13 protein-coding genes are annotated in these 15,891 nt (G+C 54.8%); 4 read left to right on the plus strand and 9 right to left on the minus strand.

The window, feature by feature from the left end:
- Window positions 1-53: 53 nt before the first annotated feature.
- Both rpsR and VAE57_RS14465 read left to right on the plus strand, forming a co-directional pair.
- Complete coding sequence (gene rpsR / locus VAE57_RS14460; RefSeq protein WP_012257584.1) at window positions 54-299, plus strand: 30S ribosomal protein S18; 246 nt, start codon at window positions 54-56, stop codon at window positions 297-299.
- A 120-nt stretch (window positions 300-419) separates the two neighbouring features.
- The gene (locus tag VAE57_RS14465; RefSeq protein WP_322822574.1) at window positions 420-890 is read left to right on the plus strand and encodes a transcriptional repressor; all 471 of its coding nucleotides are present in this window, start codon (window positions 420-422) and stop codon (window positions 888-890) included.
- A gap of 189 nt (window positions 891-1,079) precedes the next feature.
- Here VAE57_RS14465 and VAE57_RS14470 read toward each other — a convergent pair whose 3' ends face one another.
- The 4 genes from VAE57_RS14470 to VAE57_RS14485 all read right to left on the minus strand — a co-directional run bounded on the left by VAE57_RS14470 (window position 1,080) and on the right by VAE57_RS14485 (window position 5,365).
- A complete protein-coding gene (locus VAE57_RS14470) occupies window positions 1,080-1,628 on the minus strand; it encodes a hypothetical protein (protein ID WP_322822575.1) in 549 nt (182 codons plus the stop codon).
- 9 nt (window positions 1,629-1,637) lie between these two features.
- On the minus strand, window positions 1,638-2,255 hold the full coding sequence (locus VAE57_RS14475) for a GNAT family N-acetyltransferase (RefSeq protein WP_322822576.1): 618 nt from the start codon (window positions 2,253-2,255) through the stop codon (window positions 1,638-1,640).
- A gap of 50 nt (window positions 2,256-2,305) precedes the next feature.
- Window positions 2,306-3,730 carry a serine/threonine protein kinase gene (locus VAE57_RS14480; RefSeq protein ID WP_322822577.1) on the minus strand — a complete coding sequence of 475 codons (1,425 nt, stop codon included), beginning with the start codon at window positions 3,728-3,730 and terminating at the stop codon, window positions 2,306-2,308.
- A 285-nt stretch (window positions 3,731-4,015) separates the two neighbouring features.
- Window positions 4,016-5,365 (minus strand): acetyl ornithine aminotransferase family protein, encoded by a 1,350-nt coding sequence (locus VAE57_RS14485; protein WP_322822578.1) that lies wholly within the window; start codon window positions 5,363-5,365, stop codon window positions 4,016-4,018.
- A 333-nt stretch (window positions 5,366-5,698) separates the two neighbouring features.
- On the opposite strand from VAE57_RS14485, the gene VAE57_RS14490 reads away from it, so the two are divergent.
- Window positions 5,699-9,070, plus strand: coding sequence for a cyclic nucleotide-binding domain-containing protein (locus tag VAE57_RS14490; RefSeq protein ID WP_322822579.1), 3,372 nt, complete (start codon window positions 5,699-5,701; stop codon window positions 9,068-9,070).
- A 519-nt stretch (window positions 9,071-9,589) separates the two neighbouring features.
- Window positions 9,590-10,501, plus strand: coding sequence for a ribokinase (rbsK, locus tag VAE57_RS14495; protein WP_322822580.1), 912 nt, complete (start codon window positions 9,590-9,592; stop codon window positions 10,499-10,501).
- Between the two features lie 348 nt (window positions 10,502-10,849).
- Here rbsK and VAE57_RS14500 read toward each other — a convergent pair whose 3' ends face one another.
- The 5 genes from VAE57_RS14500 to VAE57_RS14520 all read right to left on the minus strand — a co-directional run bounded on the left by VAE57_RS14500 (window position 10,850) and on the right by VAE57_RS14520 (window position 15,869).
- Window positions 10,850-11,611 carry a hypothetical protein gene (locus VAE57_RS14500; protein WP_322822581.1) on the minus strand — a complete coding sequence of 254 codons (762 nt, stop codon included), beginning with the start codon at window positions 11,609-11,611 and terminating at the stop codon, window positions 10,850-10,852.
- 41 nt (window positions 11,612-11,652) lie between these two features.
- Window positions 11,653-13,077, minus strand: a complete 1,425-nt coding sequence (locus VAE57_RS14505; protein WP_322822582.1) for a hypothetical protein — start codon at window positions 13,075-13,077, stop codon at window positions 11,653-11,655.
- A gap of 160 nt (window positions 13,078-13,237) precedes the next feature.
- Window positions 13,238-13,696, minus strand: a complete 459-nt coding sequence (locus VAE57_RS14510; RefSeq protein ID WP_322822583.1) for a hypothetical protein — start codon at window positions 13,694-13,696, stop codon at window positions 13,238-13,240.
- Between the two features lie 319 nt (window positions 13,697-14,015).
- Entirely contained in the window at window positions 14,016-14,993 is a 978-nt protein-coding gene (gene ftsY, locus VAE57_RS14515) for a signal recognition particle-docking protein FtsY (protein WP_287158073.1), read from the minus strand.
- A gap of 75 nt (window positions 14,994-15,068) precedes the next feature.
- Complete coding sequence (locus VAE57_RS14520) at window positions 15,069-15,869, minus strand: lipase (protein ID WP_322822584.1); 801 nt, start codon at window positions 15,867-15,869, stop codon at window positions 15,069-15,071.
- Window positions 15,870-15,891 lie beyond the last annotated feature (22 nt).

The following is a 15,891-nucleotide window of genomic DNA, read 5'->3' on the forward strand; positions in this document are numbered from 1 at the left end:
AACGGCTTAAAACAAATATGTCGTGTCGAAAGATATAAGGAGAGAGACAATCAATGAGTCGTTCGCGAGCTTCAGGTCGGCCTCGTTCGCGCCGCCGCGAGTGTGAATTCACCAAGCTGGGCATTGTCCCGGACTACAAGGATGTCAAGCGCTTGCAGAAATACCTGACGGCGCAAGGCAAGATTCTCCCCCGTCGCCGTACCGGTGTCTCGGCTAAGATGCAGCGCCGCCTGGCGGTTGCGATTAAGCGAGCACGCCACCTGGCACTATTGCCGGTTGCTCCATCGCATACGCGCTAACGAACAGTGGTGTGATGCCTGTGGGGCGGCCCTTGTGGCCGCCCTATATCCATCGTATACGCGCTAACAACAGTGGTGCAATGCTCGTGCTGAAAGCGTTGCGCCTGGACACAAAGCACTATGACCACAAATGCTTCTTCATCACCCCAACCGTCGCTCGATACCCAGGCCTGGCTCAATAGTGTTCGGGCTGCATGGCAGCGTACCGGTTTGCGCATTACCGTTCCTCGCATGCGGGTGATTGAAACGATTGCGTCATACCGTGCTCCTTTCAGTGCCGAACAGCTCTACGCCGATCTGTGTACGCACAGTGAAACCCCCGGGCGGGCAACCGTCTATCGCACCATTGAACAACTTCACGCCAGTGGCTGGTTGGCCCGTATTCACGGGCCGGTCGGCGAAGAGGGGTATGTACCCTGCCATCCTGGTCATCTACATCACCTGGTTTGTACCAGGTGTGGTGCGGTCACCAGCTTTGAAGGGTGCGATCTCGATAATTTGCTGAACCGGGTTGCGGCTGAAACTGGCTTTAGTGTGGAGGGGCATCTCTTGCAGCTCTTTGGGCGTTGTGCGCACTGTCAGACCAATTAATAAAATCCTATCGAATAAGCTGTATGTCTATACTCTGGTGAGACGGCGAGGGGATTGCCCTCGCCTTTTGCTTCAGCAGATGTTTCGGACAGGAATCGAGTGCGCTTGATCATCACACGCTCGATAAACGAGCCGAAGCAGCATGGTGAAACCGTAACGCCGCTGCTCGTCTGAACTGACCTCGCGATGCTACGGTATGGCAATTCCGAAATCGAGGAGACGGGGACGCACGATGTCGAGTGCATTCATGCGTTGGAGACGCATGATCAGATAATCTACATCAAGCTGGTGACGCCGGATGATCCCAGCCGCATCCTGCGTATCGTGCTTACCCTGTTCAGGCCCACGCTGTAATAACAATTTGTGGGCCACAATATCTTCAGGTGCGGCCAGAAACACCTGGGCACCGAGGAGTGGCACACGACGTCGTCGTTCCTGCATGAGATCGTCAAGCCAGAATGGATGACTGGTGCCGGATCGCCGCACGCTAAGGTCCTCAAATACTTTGATACCACGCCAGATCACGCGCGAACCATCCGATTGCACCGCTTTATGGGATTGCTGCAATAGATTGACGATCCGCGACAATGTTTGTCGTTGTACCAAAATATCTACATCATTCAAAGGACGGCGGTCACCATACACATGAGCTGCTGCTCCACCGATAACCGCCCAGGCTATCTGATCGCCGTCGAGTAAACGTTGAACGATTGCAAGATTTCCGGCGATAAGTGACATGGTTTCCTCTTACATAAGTGCACCACCGGCGGCTAGCCACGCCTCGCGGGTTAATTCCATCTCGTAAAACTCAACCTGTGCATCAAAGCGATTGCGCCGAAAGTAAGGGCGCAAGTGTTTATACTGTTCTTCATCTAATAAGCGTAACACAGGCTCATTACCAATATGGCGCCATTCACTGCCTAAACCAACGAACCCCAACCGCTGATAGCAACGCACTGCCCGTCGATTGAAAGCCGCCACATCGAGGACCATACGCTGGTAACCAAGCGAGCCAAAGTAGTAGGCCAGGAAGAGGCGCAGTGCTTCCCCACCGAAACCCTGACCGACATACGGCTGGGCCAGGGAAATACCTAACCGTGCCGACTGACGTTGGCGATCAAATTCTCGTAACGATAAGCGACCGATCAACGTCCCTGACCTCAACTCAATGGCCCACGCCTCGGTTGCACCTGTCCAAAACTGATCATCGCGATCAGCCTGATAAGGACGCGGGATATTCCACAAGGCACTGAACGGTTCGCTATAACGCGGCCAGCGCTCTTGCATCAATGTATCGGCTCGTCGCCATGGACGAATTTTTACCCGTTCACCGAGCAATTCGCGCTTCTCCGCTTCCTGCTCCACACCGCCTCCTATCATACCACGCTTAATCGACGTTTCAACGCTGCTAGAACTTACTGTTGTGGACGCAGATAGTTCATCGACATCCAGCCCTCGATCACCTGGCCGTTGAGTTCAAACCGCACTTTTAACCATGGAATATTATCGGCCATCACCGGGCCTTTCAGCTTACGCACGACTGTACCGTTGGGGACAACCATCACTATTGTCTCCGGTCGGGTATTTGGTGCAGAACGTAAATTTAAACCCTCATTGATATTCACGACGTATAGTTCCGGGGTGTCTTGGCCGGTAAGGTTGAGATCGGGCCACTGCCATGCGGGTAATTCCGGCAGGCGTGGCGCACTTAGATTCAAGCGATCAAAGGCCCAGGTTACTGCCCAATATGATCCAAGGGCAACGGTGAGTAACAGCAATATCATGATAAGCCAGCCGGTCAGGCTGCGCCGCCGATCCTGGCGGCGAAATTGATCAATGTCGAAGGCAGCGGTTATAGCCTGACTGAAGCGGTCGCGCAGGTTTTGCGAGCGCGAAGGAGCCGGTGTACGAACGGGGTTGGTGCTGCCACGCGGCGTTGCTGTTCGTTCTGGTGCTGGCAATGCAACCTGGGCCACTTCTGGTCGATTCACAGAGAGACGGCGGGTAGGTACGGTCAACTGATGCCAGAGATTGTTGATAGCAGTGCCAAACACCTGCGCATCGGCGAAGCGTTGCCCTGGTTCGCGAGCGGTCGCCTGCGCAATAAGATCGTCAAGTGAAGGTACGTACATCGTTGGGCGTATCCGTGCCAGAGAGGGGACAGACTGGGTGAGGTGTGCTAACGCGGTTGTTTTGGCATCCTCACCGCGGATCGGTCGCTGGCCGGTAATCAGTTCAAAGAGTAAGATGCCCAATGCATATACCACACTTGCCGGTTGGGCTGCCTGACCGGTGCTTAATTCGGGTGCACGATAGTAGGCCAGATCGGCGGGTACCAGGGCAGGTGAAAGGTGCCAGCTCTCGACGAGTTTGACCTGATTATCACCGACGAGTAACAGGTTTGCGCTGCTAATGGGGGGATGATACAATCCCAGCGGGAGTTCGGGTGAACGTTGGCGCTGGCAGAGCGCGATGGCATCGACCACCTGGTGTACAATGCTGAGAGCCTGGGTAACGCTCAAGGCACCAATTCCGTACAGTGGGCGGCCTTCAGCAGCTTCTGTAATCAGGAAGGGGCGACCATTGCTTTCTCCGCTGTCGAACACTTCCAGGAAGACAGGATGTGAGCGTCGGGCACTTTGGGCCGCTTCAGCGAGAAACTGCTGCCGCTTCTGGTCATTACCGAGAAGAGACTTCCGTAACAGATGCACAAACACCGGTCGCTGAAGCCGCAAATCGGTTGCTTTGTACACCACCGCGAGGCGTGTTTCTCCCAGCGCCTCGTGGACCTGATAACGGCCAAAGATGACTGGCGAATTTGTTGTTCCAGGTGAGGTCATGCGCGAGACCTGTCACTCGTATTTGACAGTATCGTTTCAACTATTACCAATAGTGTTACTGATCTTACTACAAGTCTATCCAGATAATCCATCTATTCGATAAGCAGACAAATGTCTTCACCAGCTTTGGTAGATTTTTGGGATAGGCTCTACATCTCTATTCTTAGTATACCGCTGTCGCGCAAGACGTGCATCATATAACCCGGGATGAGGACGTTGCCATCAGCTTATTTTTGAACACGGGGCAACCCACATTCGCCGTGGGTTGCCCTCCTTCTGCCCTGGCTACGCAGTCAGACAGGCTTCAATTGCCAGTGCAAACCGGGCTACGGCCTCATCGGCCTGCGCTTTGGTCAGGGTCAATGGCGGGCAAAAGCGGATTGTTGAGGCACCGCAGGTAAGTACCAGCAGTCCTTTGCGAAAACTCTCGACCATCACTGCATCGGCCAGCGCACTGGCGGGATTGCCCTGACTATCGACAAACTCGACACCGATCATCAGGCCACGCCCACGCACTGCCCCGATCTGTGGGAACCGCTGCTGAAGGGCTTGCAGTTGTTTGAGGAGATAGGCACCAACCGTGGCGGCATTGTCCATCAACTCCTCTTCAACCAGCGTGAGCAGCTCATACGCGACCGCACAGGTCAGGCCATTCCCACCATACGTATTGCCATGTGAACCGGGTTGCCATTTGTGGGCCAGCTCGCTACGGGCGATCATGGCACCCAGCGGCAAGCCACCACCCAGTCCCTTGGCCGAAGCCACAATATCAGGCACAATACCCTCGTGTTCAAAAGCCCACATCTTACCGGTACGACCTACACCGCTCTGCACCTCATCAACGATCAGCAGAATGCCGTAACGATCACAGATTGAGCGCAGACGAGCCAGCGCACCAGGAGGCGGCACTACATAGCCACCCTCACCCTGGATCGGCTCGATAATGATGGCGGCAACTTCTTCCGGGGGTGTTGTGGTCTTGAACAACGTGCGCTCGATCAGATCAAGGCAGGCAATATCGCACTCTGGGAAACGAAGATTGATCGGGCAGCGGTAGCAATTGGGATAGTAGGTGTGACTAACGCCGGGCAGCAGAGGGAAGAACCCCTGGCGTTGACGCGGTTTGGACGCGGTAAGTGAAAGGCTGCCGTAGCTACGACCGTGAAATGCGCCGTAGAAGGCAATGATGTTCTGGCGACCGGTTGCATATCGGGCCAGTTTAATGCTGGCTTCAACCGCTTCCGTGCCACTGTTCGTGAAAAAGACTTGCCAGTCCTTGCCGCCGGGCATTAGTGAGACCAGCTTCTCGGCAGCACGCACCATCGGTTCGTTGTAGAAGTCGGTACCTGCCATGTGGGTGAAACGTTGAAGTTGTGCCTGGGCCACCTGGATCAGACGCGGATGGCAATGACCGGCCGCCAAAACTGCAATGCCTGCATTCATATCGAGGAAGCGATTGCCATCGACATCCCACACCTCACAGCCCTGCGCATGATCAATCACCAGGGGGTACACCCGTCCAAGCGGGGCAATGACGGTGTGATCGCGAGCCACCAGCTCCTGCGCTCGTGGGCCAGGAACCGGACCCGGCATGTAATCGGTGGGCAACCGTGCCGTATCAGTATGTGTGGTCATGATGTGCTCCCTTGCAGCTAACTCCAATTGTCAGGGTCATCATTGTAGCCGACGTGCAGATCGGGCGTCAAGCATTGCCGATGGCGGTATAGTTCAAGCGATGACATTGTATGCATTTACCCGTGGCTATCAATCCCGTCTGCATTGGTGTGGGAAAACGAGACTGCCGCATGCCAAAATAATAACCTCCATTTCTTTCTATTTTCTAGTTCCTATTTTCTCAGCAACGTACACTCCAACCCAAGAGTCGGCAATCCTGGACATACCTGTTATGATGAGAATGCGATATTTCTTGCTCGTTCATGACGATGATATGTCATCGTGAGCAATTGTATGACACCATTGTTGACTTCTCGTCATCGTCTCTGGACAGCAATCGAAGAGCAGATAACTACTCCTTCTGCTCAGCAACGCTTGCTATACCAGAGTTTGCAACGTCGGCTACACACCACGCCTGGCGGGGAAGGTGGGGTATGGAGTATTCTCCGGCAGCGAGCTGATCCGGTGCAATACCGACCGCAGCGCATCGATGGTGTGATCGAGGAGACCGTCCACGAGGGTGACCAGCAGGTGACGGTGTTACGCAGTCCAGGCGGACACTACCTGCGCCTCAGCCCTGCAGAACGGGAAATCTGGCAGGCGATGGATGGAACGCAAACCATCGCACAGTTGGCGATGATGGGTTTTGTGCGCTTCAAGCAGTTGTTGCCGGTTGCCGGACTGGTTGAGACATTACGGGTGCAGGGATTTCTTGTTGATCGTCCGGTCGGCATCTATCGACATATACGCGCTCGCCTCGAACGGCATACGGCTGAAGGCTGGGGACAGCGTCTATTGCGCCTTACCCATGGTCATACGTTTACCCTGTCGCATACTGATGGGGTGTTTGAATTGCTTTACCGTTGGGGCGGACGGTGGCTCTTCAATCGGGTTTTTGCGATATTGCTCGGCATTATCTGCGTGATTGGGTTGCTTTGCTACTTTTTGCCGGGTCAACAGATTGAACTGATCAGCAATGAATCGTTCGCCCTCGACATTTTGTTTTTGGGTGTGGCGTTGTTTGTGACCCTTACGTTGCACGAGATTGCGCATGGCCTGACGGTAAAACACTTCGGTCGTCAGGTATCGCGAGCCGGGATCATGCTCTACTTCGGGATGCCGGCAGCGTTTGTTGATACCAGTGACATCTGGCTGGCCCCACGCAATGCCCGTGTGCTTGTTTCGCTGGCCGGGCCGCTGTGCGACCTGCTGGTCGGTTCGGTTGCTGCGATTATCGCTGTCTTAGCACCCGAAACAACCGGTGGAGTGTGGATGCGACGGATTGCGACTGCCTCATATCTCACCGCGCTCTTCAATTTCAATCCACTGCTCGAACTTGATGGTTATTTTATCCTGGTTGACGCCTTGCGTCTGCCCAACCTGCGTAAGCGGGCACTGGCATTTATCAGTGGGCCATTCTGGCAGAAGTTGCGTTCCGGGGTCGCGTTGAATCGCGAAGAGCGAATTTTTGCCGGTTATGGTCTGTTAAGTGCGATTTACACGGTGGTAGCCGTCGTGATGGCGATTCTGTTCTGGCAGCGACAGTTTTCCGGTATGCTCAGTAACCTATGGGCTGGCGGTTTGATCGGGCGTTTGCTGGCAATCGCTCTCGTTGTCCTGGTCATCGGGCCGTTACTGATCGGTGTTGGTTTGGTCGGCTGGGGAGCAGTGCGAGCCGCCGCTGCCTGGCTGAACCGACGTGGTTATGCCCGCAATCCATTGTTTGTTGCCGGTACATTTGGCTTGCTGGCGCTGATGGTCGGTCTTCTCCCACTACGCTTTGGGTTGAGTCTGGAGATCGGCGTTCTCCTCACCTCGCTCTGGATAGCCGCGGTGGTGATGCAGTGGTATTTACAACGTGATTACGAGGGAGCCTGGATCAATCGGGCGCTGGCCAGTTTTTTATTGATAAGTGTTATCGAACTGATTGCACAGGCAGGCTATCTCATCGTGCCGGCAGCCGTCCGTCTCTGGTCGGGGATGGAGATTGTAGGCTATGCGTTGTTGCTGTTCGCGGGGTTTGTCGCTCTCCTTGATGTTGATCTGCATCAGCAGCGCAGCAGTGAACTGATTGCCAGTGCGTTACTGCTTACGATTGCCTTTCCAGCCGGTGCACTTGCCGCCGAACTGATTCGCCAGACGCACCCGGAATACAGTCCATGGTGGGCATTGATTGCCGCAGTTCCGGTGTACAGCGGGTTGATCGGACAGGCACTGCTGTTACCACTCCTGATTAGTTTACGCGATTCCCGCCTCTTCTGGAGCTGGTTGTTGCTCTGGCTGGGGATTCTGGCTCAGATTGGCAGCTATTTGCTCGAATTGCTGCCGATGTGGCGCAATACACTACCAGCTTTGACCCTACTGGTTTTGGCCGCAGGTTTGTGGGCGGCAGCCTGGGCAACGCATCTGGTTACACTACATAATGTTAGCCTGAGTGAGTTAAGCTGGCCGTTAGAGTCAGCACTGGGTGAACGTGTCCGCTTGCAAGATGGCTTTCGCCATGTCTATATTGGACTATACCGGTTACTACGTAACAATTATGGTATTCAGCGCACGACTGCACTAGACAATCGGATGGATGTGCTGGCGGCAACTGCCAACTGGGAGATCACATTTGATCGCGATCAGGTACGGATCAGCCCGGTGGTGATGGAACAACCGCTCGGTGTGCAGGGCACCCGTTATGCCGAGGTCTTGCGCTATGCGATCAAGACGCTGGAACAGCTTGCCGGTCGTACCTTTGCTCGACAGGCACTCTTGAAAGCGTATGATGCGCTGCCGTGGCCGGAACGGGAAGCACTTGATCGCCATTGTCTGCCCCATATGTCGTGGGCGAAGGATATTTCGCGTGCTTTTGGTGATGCTCGTGAAGCGCGTATGCGATTGCTGCGCCAGATTGAGTTATTCGTGACGTGCGATGACCAGGAGCTGAAAGCGCTGGCTGCGGCCTTTATGCCACAGCGGGTTTGCGCCGGCGAACTAATCCTGCGCGCCGGCGAACCACCAGATGGCATCTGGGTGGTTGAGACAGGCGAGATTCTGGAGCGTGATGGTGATCGGGTGCGTGAATTGCACCGTGGCGACTATTTCGGTGAGCTGCAAGGGCTAGAGGTGATACGGTGTGAATATCGGGCTACTATCGAGAGCGAACTCCTCTATTTACCGGCAGGTGAGTTGCAACGAATGTTGCGTGAAGCGGCACCACATACTGCTGAGGGGGCTGAACTACTTGCTCGCATGCGTCTGCTCGAACGAGTTCCGTTGCTCAGCGATCTGTCACGGGCACAATTGCGCGAGTTGGCCCGGCAGGCCGAACGGATAACGGTTGATGCACGTCAGGTGATTATCCGTCAAGGTCGCCCTGGCGGAAAACTCTATGTGATCGCACGTGGTCAGGTAGCCGTGTTACGGCAGGAAGAGACGCCACAAGGGCCGCGGGGACCGGCTCGTTTGATCGCCCGTCTGGGGCCGACCGAGTTTTTTGGCGAGATGGAGTTTCTCCGTGGTGTTCCTCCGATTGCCAGTGTCGTTGCCGTTACGCCGGTAGAGGTGATAGCACTGCCGCATCAGGCACTGGCCCAACTGATGCTAGGCGGTGATCGGGTGATTCACCAGCTAGAGCACCTTGCCGGTGGTCGCCTGCTTGAATTGCAGGCAAAGTCTTGAAGAGAGTAGTACGCTGCGACTGGCCCCACCCTCACCCGCCCCTGCTCTACGCATGACCCATAACTCGGATGATACATAGCCCGCGTGCGGGAGCGGGGCTGGAGGTGAGAGCCGGCGAGTCGGCGGGTTAAAACCCTGCCTCACGTCGTGGAAGCCCCTACGGGGCTGGCCTGGCGGTAGGGAGCAGTAGCGGGCGTGCTGCGTCTAGTAGAGCGCTGCAACTGGCCCCGCCCAACCCCATCCCCGCCAGGGACGGGAATTGCCGATGCAGGTCGGTATTACGATACACCGTTGGAAGCAGGTAGTGCTGGCGGTTGCCGGTGCTGGATGAGCTGGAGGCTCGCGCTGCCAGGAAGCAGTCAGGTGTTCGGCATGGAATGTATGAATTCGAGTCGGCATTGCCTGATTGCAGTCAGGATGAACCGAATTATTTGCCGGCCCCGCCATTACTATTCCCGGCAACATTTGCTATGATGTTGACCTGAGCCTTCGTTGATGAAATTCTGAGGGAGCACATCTATGACTCCTACCATTGTGGTTGTCGGTAGCCTAAACATGGATCTGGTGGTACGCGCACCACGCCATCCGCAACCGGGGGAAACAGTAATTGGTAGTGATTTTCAAACCTTTCCGGGTGGTAAAGGGGCAAATCAGGCAGTGGCCGCAGCCCGGTTGGGAGCACGTGTCCACCTCGTCGGGCGGGTGGGAGTAGATGCGTTCGGTCATACCCTGCTGGCAACAGTTCAAGAGCACGGCGTCGATCCCACCTTTGTTCAGCGTGACCCAACGGCCCCCACCGGTGTTGCGTTGATTACCCTTGATTCCCACGGTCAAAATACGATAGTTGTCGCGCCGGGTGCGAATATGCAGGTAATGGAAGCGGATGTGTTACGTGCGGAGTCGGTGCTGGCAACGGCTGATATGCTGTTGATGCAACTGGAATGCCCGCTTGAGGTCGTGATTGCGGCGGCCCGCCTGGCTCATCATCACGGTGTTCCGGTGGTGTTAAATCCGGCCCCGGCCCGTCCGTTACCGGTTGATCTGTTGGGGCTGGTTGATTTCCTCATTCCCAATCAACTTGAATTACAAGCCCTTGCCGAAGGTGAAGCCGATCTGCGCACCGCGATTAGCTATCTGCAACAACGTGGTGTCCGCAATGTTGTGGTCACCCTGGCCGAAGCCGGCGCTGTCCTGGCCGAAGCCGATCAGATCATCCACGAACCGGCGTTCGAGGTGCCGGTTGTCGATACGGTGGCGGCCGGTGATGCGTTTGTTGCTGCTTTCTGCGTTGCCAGCGCCAGCGGCAAATCGCCGCAGGAGGCTGTCCGTTGGGGAAACGCAGCCGGTGCGCTGGCGGTCACCCGTGAAGGTGCGCAGCCGTCATTGCCGGCTTATCGAGAGGTGTTGCGGTTGTTGAGGGTTAACGGATGAGGGAAATTGCCTGGCATAACCCAAGTTGCTACCTTTGTCACCACAGAGACACGGAGGACACAGAGGAGGTGAATAAACCGGGTTGCTACCGTGAGTCGTGACGTAGCACGTCCATGGGAACCGAATGCTACCCACATCGCTCATGCGGTTACGCCACACGGTGTTGCGGGCAACATCAGGCTGTTTATTCTGACAGTCAGACTCCGTGGTCTGCTCACAATCATAGGTGGCAACTTGAGTTAATGTTACATTGACGGAAAGTGTATCAGACTTGTCTGCATGTTCTACCTGAAACTATCCTCTCTATGTCTGGTAAAGTTGTTTGATGTTAGCGGTTAGAACGTGTGCTTATTTGGAGATCTCTATAAGGCGAAAACGGCTGACTGAAACAATCTTAAATTCATCTGGTTCAATGCGATCATCAAACTCGACTACAGCAATTGTCCCATCATGCAGTTGTTTGATGGCAAGAATCCGACGATGCAGGTCGGGAAAATCTTGTCGCACAAGTTTTGCCATCTGACTGATCTGAATACGACCGATCATCTCGTTCTCTGCCGGGCTTTTCGCTTCAATTGGGATAATATGTAACATGCCGGATTTATCTACACCAACGTAGAGAGCATCCAGTTCAACTTCACCCATACCCACAACAAAGCTGCGATAATGATTCTGTAGGTGAAAACACGTTAAACCGGTAAATATGTCTACCAGACGGTTGTAGAGAACTCGCGTTAGCAGTGATTGTTCATCATTTCGTAGCAGTTTTTCCACCACGTCAGGGATTGCGTTGTAAATGTCCACAGGTGCAAAATCATGGAAGGGGATACCGAAATGTGGTGCATTTTGGAGCAGTCGAAATGCGTATGATCCGCGACCAGCAGGCTCAATTGCCCAATAGCCTGTGGACAGTATTCTATCAGGTAAGCTTCTGCGCGAGCGGTAAGTGTAAATAATGTCTGGAATGTTTCGTATCGCAATACCTCGCTGTTTACATATCTCTACTAACTCATCTTTGTGAAATTTCAAATAACGCTCTCCCTGACGATAATGCCGTAAAAAGACTTCCAGCAGAACTTCGTCGTACCGCGATAAATCTTGAGGTTTCACGTTCTCTTCAGGCTGTTCTTTCTTCCTCCGTGTAGACACTATCAGCTCCTATTTGTTGTCGGTTTGCGCAGAATAAGGACATGCTCTGCCAAATCCTGCCTGGTGACCGTAGCACGCCGGGTTCGCCACAGCTCAATACCTTCCACGTCATATCCAACGCGGTGGGCAACGTCAGCTAACAAGTGTGCGGTGCGAATATGCACCCGGAAGAATGACATTTGATCACCAACAACATACGCACAACGTGCTCCGGGCCGTAATTTTGGGAATAATGCTGCCAGATGGCGGTACATGCCACCAAAGTACAGACGAACGACCCGATGATACAAGCGTTCAAATCCTGATGTTTTTCCTAATGCAAGCCGTCGTTCTTCAACTTCTTCGGCGATACGCACAATGGCTGGAATATCTTTGATATAGATATCATCGCTATCCCCTGCAAACACATTCCGTGAGTTGCTACGGAGGAGATTCGCTTTCAATGCCCGCAACTCGTGTTTCGTTTGGATCAGGCCAAGCAGAACACTCTCCAGGCGAGTGCTGCGCGTATAGTCTTTCTCGTTTGGGTAGGGTGGCGAGGTAATCACAATACCAATGGGTGGACAGTGGTCAAGACGCGACAGTGATCGCGCATCATCCTGGTACATATATGCAGGTGGAAATGGGAGCGGTCGTGTTGTTTGAAGGTGTTGTATATCTGCGAGCATCCGCTCAACCGTGTTGACAAATGCGCCAATGACATCAGCATCGTCACGAGGCGGCCGACAGTATATCTCCGGGCCGAAGCCAATATTCCCGGCTTTCGTCACAATCACATGCGCCAGTGCCAGGCGCATAAAGTCGTGAATACGATCGTCGGCAACTGCCTGTTCGATGGCAAATCGAATGGCCAGCACTCGCATCAGCGGGTTCGGGCTTATCCATCCTTTCGGTATCAGCGTGGCTACTGAAGAAGGAAGGAGTTCATCTGGATGAAACTGTTCGGCAAGATGCTGGTCCGCAATGGCAGTTCCCTTCGACAACAACGGGGTAAACAGGTCGAGTTGATGATGACCGTCTGGAATTGGCTGTAAACCCACCCGACGGAGACAGGCGATTGCCAGTTCTAACACATCATCAAGGCAGCGCAGTACCGCCGCGACATCGATATCCCACGCCATCTTGACGCGAGTTGCCAGCAGTGCAACAGGATTGCTATCGCTACTGATCGTAGGAAAACCCTGTAATCGAGCCTCTACCGGTGTCGTGGCTGTGCCACAAAATGGATCACATACCCAATCTCGTTCGGCGTCAGCGTTGAGGCGATGTAAATATTCACGTACTAAATGGGGTGGATAACCGAGAATGAAACGATACCATCCATGAATTGGTTCGTCAGCCGGTTGTAACTGATTCTTCGCACCATACGCTGCGGTTGATGGCTCGGCGATGGTTGAACTATTCAGCATGGGTTCTCGTTCTCGCATACGATCGTGCCTTTGTCTGTGCTGTTGAAATTATACACGCAAGGCCGATCAACAGCCATGCCTTATAGTCCAAATCTGAATCGCACCGGTTGGGTACCTCGCGCAATGAACGGGCAGTGCAGGAAGTTACCGGGCAGGCGATGAGCGCAATGAAGTGGAACTACGGCAATAAAAACATCTGAATTTCACCATTGCGGGCATTACGGGCCGTGATCCGATACCGTATCTGCCCCTGTTCGTCGCTGCGTAACGGGCCGCTGCGTGTGACCTGGGAACCGGGCCGGGCGGCCAGGACGAATGATACCGATCCGTCGGGTTGGATGAGGGCGATTTCTAAGTCTCCCGACTCGACGGCAACCATGACGACGGCCTGGACTTCGGTGTTGGCCGGTAGTGCCGGTATCCGGTATTCGTCGCTCCCTTCTGCGCTGACGAAGGTGGTCAGGATGTTGGCGGCACCGGCTTGTTGTGAGATGGTGGTCTGTTCGCCACTGATGAGCAGGCATCCGGCGAGCAGGGTGGTGAAGCCGATGAAGGCGATGATTGCACCTGCCCGCCGGATGAGTGCTGAACGCATGACAGGGCCAGTTGGGATTGAGCGGTTCTGGTGATCAGCCATACGACTCCGGACGGTAATCTACGGTGTAGGTGGCTTCTTCGGGAACCAGCTCTACCCGCAGGGGGCGTCGTGAAACTAGGCGAATGCTGGCCCCACAGTTTCGGTTCGCACAGACGACCTGTCCACCAACCGGAACGTACGGAAAAATGGCCAGTTTTTGTTTGCAAGATGGGCATTTGACGATTTCAACCGACATAGTGTCACCTACAGGTCTGTAGCTATGAACCTGAACACGTCACACGTATCCTTACGCCTCGCTTACTCGTTTGGTGAGTAAGAAGGGTCGGTTAGCACATTGCTTTGCGTGCTGTTTCATTTACTACTTTGAATCGGCAAAAAGTGCATCAACGAAGGTCTGCGCATCAAACAGGGCCAGATCGTCCATCTTTTCGCCAGTGCCGATGTAGCGAATTGGCCGTTCGATGTCCTGGGCAATCGCGAAGGCAATGCCTCCCTTCGCTGTACCGTCCATTTTGGTGATGGCGACATCGGTGACGCCGGCGGCTTTCAGAAATGCCTTCGCCTGTAACACGCCGTTCTGGCCGGTTGTGGCATCGATGACCAGGATGGTCTCGTGTGGCGCTCCCGGTAGTTTGCGGCCAATGATGTTGCGGATTTTTTCCAGTTCCTGCATCAGGTTGTATTTGGCGTGCAGGCGACCGGCAGTGTCGATAATCAGCACGTCAACGTCTTGTTCGAGCGCGGCATCAATGGCCTTGTAGACAACGGCAGCGGCGTCGGCGCCCTGGCCGAGGCTGACACACGGCACACCGGCGCGCTCGGCCCATGTTTCGAGTTGTTCGGTGGCTGCCGCACGGAAGGTGTCTCCCGCTGCCAGCAAGACCTTCTTGCCGAAACGGTTTTTGTAGCGATGGGCCAGTTTCGCGATCAGGGTTGTCTTGCCGGCACCATTCACGCCAACGACCAGAATGACGTATGGTCTGGCATTGGGGCGTTGTTGACCGGCGTACTCGGCAAAGGTGCGCACCATTTCGGCTTTGAGCATCTCGCGCGCCTCACGTGCCTTTTTGACCCCGTGACGGTTGACCCGGTCAATGGTGCGATTGACCAGATACTGAGTTGTCTCTAGCCCGACATCGGCCTGGATCAATGCCTCTTCCAGCTCGTCCCACAGCTCATCGGTGATCGGATCATCATTGGCGAAGAGCTGCGCGATCCGGCCAAAGATGCCTTTGCGCGATTTTTCCAGTGATGCAGCAACCTGCTCTTCTTCACGCGCAGCTTCTTCTTCGCTGCGCGGTGCATCCTGAGCGCGACCGAATAGACGGCGAAACATACCGGTTCCCCTTATGCGGTGCGAACAACACAACTGCTATCGGTTGTTCGCTGATAGGCTTTGGATTGTGGCAGGTCAACTGCGTTGGGTGACGTAACGCGATGGTTTGACCTGCGTCTCTTCCTGATTATAGCTGATCACGAGCGGAGGTGCGGCAGCGAATGCAGCGGCAGCCTGCCACCAGACGGCTACAATCGCCGGACTGGAACCATACCAGAGGCGATCTGGTCGTGGGTCGTGGCGTAATCCGGGGATGATCAGGTGCAATGAGTCGGGCAAGAGACCGTAATCGAGTGGTACGACGCCGTCTCCCCATTGTGCGCCCTCGCCACTGATCAGGCGATAGCTCTGATATGCGCCACGTTCCGGTGGGGGGCCGTCGGGATCGCCGAAGATGCTGCGGCCAATGACGCTCACGTAACGCACGTCGGGCCAGTACGCACCCGGGTAGTTTTGGTCTACCCAGCGAATCTGACTCAACCCACCAATCCGACCGTCACGAATTGCCCGTTGTGGTGTGCCAAGGGTCACCAGCATGCTGACACGCTGATAGCCAAAGCAGGTGCGCTGGCGATACGGTTTGTCGCCGAGAAAGATGCGGGCCAGAACCCCGCCCGCACTGTGGGCGACCAGTATGACTTTGTCGCTGCTGGTGGCGGCCAGGGTTTGCTTGACCGCTCGATCAAGTTTCTCAAGTAAGCCGGCATAGCTATCGAACACCACTACCTGTGCCCAATCCCAGCGGTTGATGGGGGTAATGAAGACAGGTTGGCCACTAATGGTATGCAAATGGGCACGTAGCGGCTCGTAGAGCGATGGATTGCTGCCAAAGCCACCAACTATCAGAATGGGTTGTTTTTGCACCGATGTTGTCATCGATTACGCCTTTTGACGATAA

It is taken from the genome of Chloroflexus sp., from assembly GCF_034434295.1.
Classification (GTDB): domain Bacteria; phylum Chloroflexota; class Chloroflexia; order Chloroflexales; family Chloroflexaceae; genus Chloroflexus.

Bases quoted from the DNA above. Each gene is read 5' to 3' on its own strand.
- rpsR (WP_012257584.1), top strand. From the start codon at position 54: ATGAGTCGTTCGCGAGCTTCAGGTCGGCCTCGTTCGCGCCGCCGCGAG.
- VAE57_RS14465 (WP_322822574.1), top strand. From the start codon at position 420: ATGACCACAAATGCTTCTTCATCACCCCAACCGTCGCTCGATACCCAG.
- VAE57_RS14480 (WP_322822577.1), bottom strand. From the start codon at position 3,730: ATGACCTCACCTGGAACAACAAATTCGCCAGTCATCTTTGGCCGTTAT.
- rbsK (WP_322822580.1), top strand. From the start codon at position 9,590: ATGACTCCTACCATTGTGGTTGTCGGTAGCCTAAACATGGATCTGGTG.
- VAE57_RS14520 (WP_322822584.1), bottom strand. From the start codon at position 15,869: ATGACAACATCGGTGCAAAAACAACCCATTCTGATAGTTGGTGGCTTT.
- VAE57_RS14510 (WP_322822583.1), bottom strand. From the start codon at position 13,696: ATGGCTGATCACCAGAACCGCTCAATCCCAACTGGCCCTGTCATGCGT.
- ftsY (WP_287158073.1), bottom strand. From the start codon at position 14,993: ATGTTTCGCCGTCTATTCGGTCGCGCTCAGGATGCACCGCGCAGCGAA.
- VAE57_RS14470 (WP_322822575.1), bottom strand. From the start codon at position 1,628: ATGTCACTTATCGCCGGAAATCTTGCAATCGTTCAACGTTTACTCGAC.
- VAE57_RS14490 (WP_322822579.1), top strand. From the start codon at position 5,699: ATGACACCATTGTTGACTTCTCGTCATCGTCTCTGGACAGCAATCGAA.
- VAE57_RS14505 (WP_322822582.1), bottom strand. From the start codon at position 13,077: ATGCGAGAACGAGAACCCATGCTGAATAGTTCAACCATCGCCGAGCCA.
- VAE57_RS14485 (WP_322822578.1), bottom strand. From the start codon at position 5,365: ATGACCACACATACTGATACGGCACGGTTGCCCACCGATTACATGCCG.